Origin of the sequence: Streptomyces sp. NPDC006463 (assembly GCF_042870715.1) — a bacterium.
GTDB lineage: Bacteria > Actinomycetota > Actinomycetes > Streptomycetales > Streptomycetaceae > Streptomyces.
Genome location: NZ_JBIAHP010000013.1, coordinates 168600 through 175335, shown reverse-complemented (window position 1 = coordinate 175335; position 6736 = coordinate 168600). Strand labels below are relative to the sequence as shown.

General features: G+C 74.7%; 5 protein-coding genes and 1 pseudogene. All 6 read right to left on the bottom strand.

Going from position 1 to position 6736, the window contains the following annotated elements; all coding sequences use genetic code 11:
• Nucleotides 1–245: pseudogene (locus ACFYOB_RS24575) on the bottom strand (hypothetical protein); the annotation flags it as partial.
• 511 nt (nt 246–756) lie between these two features.
• A complete protein-coding gene (locus ACFYOB_RS24570) occupies nt 757–3327 on the bottom strand; it encodes an ABC transporter permease (protein WP_388562780.1) in 2571 nt (856 codons plus the stop codon).
• Nucleotides 3324–4130 (bottom strand): ABC transporter ATP-binding protein, encoded by an 807-nt coding sequence (locus ACFYOB_RS24565; protein ID WP_388562778.1) that lies wholly within the window; start codon nt 4128–4130, stop codon nt 3324–3326. Before ACFYOB_RS24565 ends, ACFYOB_RS24570 begins: the two co-directional genes overlap by 4 nt.
• A complete protein-coding gene (locus ACFYOB_RS24560; protein WP_328924084.1) occupies nt 4127–4417 on the bottom strand; it encodes an SHOCT domain-containing protein in 291 nt (96 codons plus the stop codon). Before ACFYOB_RS24560 ends, ACFYOB_RS24565 begins: the two co-directional genes overlap by 4 nt.
• 198 nt (nt 4418–4615) lie before the next feature.
• Nucleotides 4616–5281: a response regulator gene (locus ACFYOB_RS24555; protein WP_388562776.1), complete on the bottom strand. Its 666-nt coding sequence runs from the start codon at nt 5279–5281 to the stop codon at nt 4616–4618.
• Nucleotides 5278–6483, bottom strand: coding sequence for a sensor histidine kinase (locus tag ACFYOB_RS24550; RefSeq protein ID WP_388562774.1), 1206 nt, complete (start codon nt 6481–6483; stop codon nt 5278–5280). Before ACFYOB_RS24550 ends, ACFYOB_RS24555 begins: the two co-directional genes overlap by 4 nt.
• Nucleotides 6484–6736: the final 253 nt, after the last annotated feature.

The window sequence follows — 6736 nt, the reverse complement described above, 5'->3', positions numbered from 1 at the left end:
GACGCGGGCGACGCGGCCGTGACCCCGGCGAGTACGCCCGGCCCGGCGGCTACGGACACGGTTCCGGCGGCGGGTCCGACGTGCGCAGCGGCGACTCTCGCGGGCAGCGGCGGCTCGCTGCTGCACGGTGGCCGGGCCCCCGCCCGGAGGGTTCCGGCGTCGTGGGCGGCGGCGGAACACAGACCGCCCACGGAGTCGGCAGCCCCAACTCCCGGCTCGGCGGCCCCGGCACGTTCGGCGACCACACCGACCCCGCCACCGGCCTCCCTACCCGGGCAGCGGCGGCCCCGGCGGCGGCAACCCCGAGAACCTCCCCGCAGCAGACGGAGGCTGCGGCGCGGTTTCGCGTCCCCGACGGCGACCGAGGTATCGCTCATCCCCGGCGTCCGGCACGGCAGTGGCAAGGCGGTCGTCCCGTTCGCAGCGGGACGATGCTCACCCTCACCCCGGACCCGGGCACCCCGCTGTTCGGGTACGCCGTCAACTTGACCGCCGCCGTCGCCCGGGCGGATCGGTCCGCCTCTCGGACGGTACGAAGACTCCCGCCACCGTGCCGGTCGGCGACGGCCTCGCCCGCTATCAGCACCGCATGGCTCCAGCCCGGCTCCCACACCGTCACCGCGCACTACAGCGGCTCCGGCGCCGCGCGGACCGGACCGGTCTAGGCCGACGGCGCGCTCGCCGCCACCCTCCGCCGGTCGCAGTTCACCGGGCCGGACGAGGAAAGGGGCGGTCGGCGGGCGGAACCAGGCCCGGCTACTCGGCGGCGATGGCGCGCAGGATGTCCAGGCGCGCCGCCCGCCGGGCCGGGCGCCAGCCGGCCAGGACGCCCGCCGCGACACCGACCAGCGCGACGACGCCGAGCTGCAGCGGCGGGACGGCGAAGGCGAACGCGCTGTCGCTCGTCCCGTCCGAAGCCTTCACCAGGACCCATCCGAGGACACCGCCCAGCGCCAGGCCCCCGGCCGTGCCGAACGCCGCGACCAGGACCGACTCCCAGCGGACCATGGCCCGCAGCTGCGCCCCGCTCTGACCGACCGCCCGCAGCAGGCCCAGCTCGCGGGTGCGCTCGTACACCGCGAGGGTGAGCGTGTTGGCGATGCCCAGCAGTGCGATCAGCACGGCGAGGGCGAGCAGCGCGTAGACGAGGGTGAGCATCATGTCGATGCCGCCCGCCGAGGACTGCGCGTACGCCTCGCGCGTCTGCACCTCGGGGCCGCCGAACCGCTCCGCGGTCCGCTCGACCGCCGCCGTCCCGTCCGCCACCGGCACCCCGTCCTTGAAGGTGACGGCCACCAGCGTGTCCGTGTCCTGCGCCCGGTGCGGGGCCCAGGCCGCCCGCGTGATGACGTAGTCGCCCGCGAGCTCCGAGCGCCCGTACACCGCGCGGACCGTGAAGCGCTGCTTCTGTCCGTCGGTGAAGGTGAGTTCCACCGAGCTGCCCGGCCGCCAGCCGTGCCGGTCGGCCTCCTTGCCGGCCACGGCGATCCCGTCCGCGCCGAGCGAGTCGAGCCGGCCCTGGACGGCCCCGAGGTCGAGGCCCACCGCGAGGGCGGCCGGATCGGTGACCGTCAGCGCGCGGCCGGAACCGTCGACCTCCGCGACCCCCTTGCCGAGGCCGACCGCGCTCGCCACCTCGGGCAGCGCGGCGACCGCCGGTGCCAGCGCCGGGCTGAGGCCGCTGCCGCCGGCCCCGAAGGCGGGTGCGCTGATGGCCACGTCACCGGCGAAGGACCGCGACACGGTCCGGTCCATCGTCTCCTTCAGGGACGCCCCGAAGACGGTGAACAGCGAGACGACGGCGACGCCGATCATCAGCGCGGTCGCGGTCGACGCCGTCCGCTTGGGACTGCGCCGCGCGTTGCGCCCGGCCAAGGCGCCCGTCACCCCGCGCAGCCGGGCCAGCGGGCGCGCGAGGATCCGTACGGCGGACGAGGACGCGACCGGACCCAGGACGACGAACGAGGCCGTCAGCAGCACCGCACCCGCCCCGGACAGCCACAGCGACGGTACGGCCAGCGCCCCGGTCAGGATCGTCCCGAGGCCGGCCGCGCCCAGCCCGGCGCCGACGGCCGTCCTGGCCCGCGAGGCCCCGGAGTCGTCCACGGAGTTCTCGCGCAGCGCCGCCAGCGGAGCGGTGCGCCCCGCCCGTACGGCCGGCAGCAGCGCGGAGCCGAGACACACGGCGACACCCACCGCGAGGGGCAGCAGCATCGACAGGCCGCTGATCACCAAGTCCCCTTCGGGGAACGGGAATCCGATGGCCGGGAACAGGGCCTGGAGCCCGGCGGCGACCCCGATGCCGCCGAGCAGCCCGGCCGCCGAGGCGAGGACGGCGACGACCGCGGCCTCAGCCAGAGTCCCGCCGACGACCTGTCGGCGGGAGGCGCCCAGCGCACGCAACAGGGCGTTCTCGCGGGTGCGTTGGGCGACCACGATCGCGAAGGTGTTGTGGATGCTGAAGGTCGCGACGAGCAGGGCGATGCCCGAGAAGACGAGGAGGAGGGTGGTGAACAGGGACAGGAACTGGCCCGAGATCATGTCGGTGTTCTCCTGGGCAGACTCCTGACCGGTGATGGCCTCGACGCCCTGCGGCAGCACCGGGGCCAGCGCGGCCACGAGCTCCCGCTGACTGGTGCCCGGGCCGGCCCGCACCTGGATGGCGGCCGCCTGACCCGCCCCGGAGGTCAGGTACTTCTCCGCGTCCGCCCGGGTCATCCCCGCGTACGTCACCTGACCCATGCCGTCCGCGCCGCCGAAGGTGGCCAGCCCGACGAGGGTCACCCGGACCGGGTCGGGCGTGCGCAGCACCGTCGTGTCGCCGATCTTCAGCCCGCCCTTGGCGGCGGTGCCCCGGTTCACGACGACCTCGCCGGAGGCCTGAGGAGCGCGGCCTTCCGCGAGCCGGTACGGGTTGAGTCGCTGGTCCGTGATCCAGTTGCCCGCGAGCGTGGGCGGTCCCTGGCCGCCGATCGGTTCGCCGTTCGCGCCGACGAGCTGTCCCGCGCCCTTGATCTCCGGCTCCGCCGCGGCCACCCCCGGCGTACGCCGGATCCGCTCGGCGAGGTCCGCGGGCACGGGCTGCCGGCTGCCCTGGGCCTGGCCCGGGACGGTGACGACGCGGGAGCTGCGGACGACCGCGTCGGTCCCGCTCGCCGCGCCCGCGAACATGCTGTCGAAGCTCGCACGGAGGGTGTCGCCCATGACTAGGGTCCCGGCGAAGAAGGCGACTCCGAGCAGCACGGCCATGAACGTCCCGGCGAAGCGCCGTTTGTGGGCGCGCAGCGAAGCGGTGCTGAGTCGCAGGGTGGTACGGGCGGCGCTCATGACTCCACCCCCGACGTTGCGAGGGCCGAAGTGGCCTTCGGGGAACGGGTGTCGAACGCCTTGAGCCGGTCCAGGACGCGCTCGGCGGTCGGGGCCGCCATCCGGTCGACCAGCCGCCCGTCGGCGAGGAAGACGACCTCGTCGGCGTGGGCGGCGGCCACCGGGTCGTGGGTGACCATCACGACCGTGCGACCCATCTCGCGCACCGCCCGGCCGAGCAGCCCCAGCACCTCTTCGCCCGAGCGGGAGTCGAGGTTCCCGGTCGGCTCGTCGGCGAAGACTACGTCGGGGCTGCCGGCGAGGGCGCGCGCGACGGCGACCCGCTGCTGCTGGCCGCCGGACAGTTCGGACGGCCGGTGGTGCAACCGGTCGCGCAGGCCGACGATGTCGATGAGGCTGTCGAGCCACGCGCCGTCGGCGCGGGTGCCCGCCAGGTCCTGCGGGAGGGTGATGTTCTCGGCGACCGTGAGGGTGGGGACCAGGTTGAAGGCCTGGAAGACGAAGCCGACGCGCTCACGGCGCAGCAGGGTGAGCCCGCGGTCGTCGAGTGCTCCCAGCTCCGTACCGCCGATGAATGCGGATCCGGAGGTGAGGGTGTCGAGGCCGGCGGCGCAGTGCATCAGGGTGGACTTGCCGGAACCGGACGGCCCCATGATCGCGGTGAAGCGGCCGACGGGGAAGTCGACGCTCACCCCGTCCAGGGCGCGGACCTCGGTGTCGCCCCGGCCGTAGACCTTCCGGGCGTCGACGACCCGGGCGGCGACGCCGGCGCCGCCGCCCGGCAGGGCGCTGACGGTGCTCATGCCGCACCGCCCTTGGAGGCGGGGCCGAACTGCTCGTCCAGCACGGAAAGCCGCCGCCAGTACTCGTCCTCGTCGATCTCCCCGGACGCGAAGCGCCTGCCCAGGACCGCGATCGGCGACTGCTCGCCGTACGCCGCCCCGCGGGCCTGCCACGGTCCGCGGCGGCCGCGCCACACGGTGCGGCGCAGTACGGTCACGGCGCCGAACACGACCGCCGCCCAGATCAGCGGGAAGAACAGGATCCACGGGCCGGGCCCGTCGTACGCGAGGGTGGTGAGGGTGTTCATCTCGGTTCAGCTCCTCGGAAGCGTGGACGTTTCGTCTCACTGACGAGACTGGCTCCGGGAGGGGGTGCGGGTCGTCGTACGGCCGGCTGCACCGTCCGTACTTCACGGGGAGTACGGGGCCGGGCGCGCGGGCGCGGGGACGGCGCGAGCTGTGGGGGAAGGGCGGTGTGCGGGAGGGCGGCGTGCGGGAGGGCCGGGTCAGCCGAGCCAGCCGGGTCTGACCAGCCCGGACTCATAGGCCAAGACCACCAGTTGGGCCCGGTCCCGGGCGCCGAGCTTGACCATCGCCCGGCTGACGTGCGTCTTCGCGGTGAGCGGGCTGACGACCAGGCGGCGGGCGATCTCCTCGTTGGACAGGCCCATGCCGACCAGCGCCATCACCTCCCGCTCCCGGTCCGTGAGCCGCCCCAGCTCCGCGGCGGTGGCGGGCTGCTTCGAACGGGCCGCGAACTCCGCGATCAGACGGCGGGTCACCCCCGGGGACAGCAGAGCGTCGCCCTCCACCACCGCCCGGACCGCGCGCAGCAGTTCCTCCGGCTCGGTGTCCTTGACCAGGAAACCCGAGGCACCGGACCGGATCGCCTCGAAGACGTACTCGTCGAGCTCGAAGGTGGTGAGCATGACGACCCTGACCGCGGCGAGCTCCCCGTCCCCGGTGATCCGGCGGGTGGCGGCCAGGCCGTCGAGCACGGGCATCCGGATGTCCATGAGCACGACGTCGGGGCGCAGCTCCCGCACCAGCCGCACCGCCTCGTCGCCGTCGGCCGCCTCACCCACCACCTCGATGTCGGACTGCGCGTCGAGCAGCGCCCGGAACCCGGCCCGGACGAGAAGCTGGTCGTCGGCGAGCAGTACGCGGATCACGGATCCTCCTTGGACGTGACAGGTCCCAGCGGCAGCCTCGCGACCACCCGGAAGCCCCCGTCGGCGCGCGAGCCGGCCTCGATCGTGCCACCCAGGGCCGCGGCCCGCTCGCGCATCCCGACGAGACCGTTTCCACTGCCGCCGGCGCCGCCTGCCGTGGCCGGGCCGTCGTCGTCCACGCGCAGTTCCAGGGCGTCCGGCCGCCAGACGAGGCGGACACGGGCGGTGCGTGAACCGGAGTGCCGCACCACGTTGGTCAGCGCCTCCTGCAGGATGCGGAAAGCGGCGAGGTCGGCACCCGGGGGCAGTGCCCGCGCCTTCCCTTCCGATGCCACGGCCACGGCGAGCCCGGCCGCCGAGGCCTGCTCGACGAGTTCGGGGAGCCGGTCGAGACCCGGCGCGGGGGCGCGCGGCGCGTCACCGGGGGTACGCAGCGTGTCGAGGACCTGCCGGACCTCGCCCAGCGCCTCCTTGCTGGCGCCCTTGATGGTGGTCAGAGCCGTACGGGCCTGCTCGGGGTCGGTGTCCAGCAGGGCCAGCCCGACGCCCGCCTGGACGTTGATCACCGAGATGCTGTGGGCGAGGACGTCGTGGAGCTCGCGGGCGATGCGCAGCCGCTCCTCGTCCACCCGGCGGCGCTCGGCGGCCGCCCGCTCGGCCCGGTCACGGGCCCACTGCTCCCGGCGTACGCGGACCAGCTCGGAGACCGCGAGCATCGCCAGCACCCACGCGGTGATGCCCAGTTCCTGCCCCCAGGGCGCCGGCCCGTCCCCGGCGGGCGGGAGCCACCGGTACAGCCAGTGGCCGATGAGCAGGTGCCCGGCCCAGAGCAGCCCGACGGCCCCCCAGGCGGTTCTTCGGTGACCGGCGCAGACCGCGGTGAAGCAGGCCAGCGCGAGGCTGACGAAGACCGGACCGTACGGATACCCGGCGCCGATGTACACCAGGGTGACGACGCTGACCCCGTACACGACGGCCACCGGATAGCGGTGGCGCACCAGCAGCAGCGCGGGCCCGAGCAGCAGCAGGAACCGCGCGAACGCGTCCAGCGGCACCCGCCCGGTCTGCGCCTGAGCGGCCCAGCTGGAGCCGGCCTGCGCGAAGACGGCGACGAGCAGCGCGGAGCGCCAGCCCGGCCCCCGGCCGGTCCGCTCCACCCACCGCCGCCACGGAGGTCCCGGGCGCTCACGCTGCTCTTCCATACGGCCACGCTAGTGCGCACCGGCCGTCACCCGCGTCACCCCGGCGTAGCGTTCGCGGCGTACTCCCCAGGTAGTACGGGTACTCGGCTTCGGACCGGCCCCGGGCCCCATGGACCGTACTCCGAGACCCCCGGCCCGCCGGTGGTGGAGGGCGGCCGATCAGGCTAGGTTGCACGGATGCCGAGGCGGTCACGGACACCTGACCCAGGCATCGACCGGTCACCGCGCTGCCGTAAATTGGCCCACGGCCCGC

Coding starts and splice junctions, on each gene's coding strand:
- ACFYOB_RS24570 (WP_388562780.1), bottom strand. CDS start 3,327: ATGAGCGCCGCCCGTACCACCCTGCGACTCAGCACCGCTTCGCTGCGC.
- ACFYOB_RS24560 (WP_328924084.1), bottom strand. CDS start 4,417: ATGAACACCCTCACCACCCTCGCGTACGACGGGCCCGGCCCGTGGATC.
- ACFYOB_RS24550 (WP_388562774.1), bottom strand. CDS start 6,483: ATGGAAGAGCAGCGTGAGCGCCCGGGACCTCCGTGGCGGCGGTGGGTG.
- ACFYOB_RS24565 (WP_388562778.1), bottom strand. CDS start 4,130: ATGAGCACCGTCAGCGCCCTGCCGGGCGGCGGCGCCGGCGTCGCCGCC.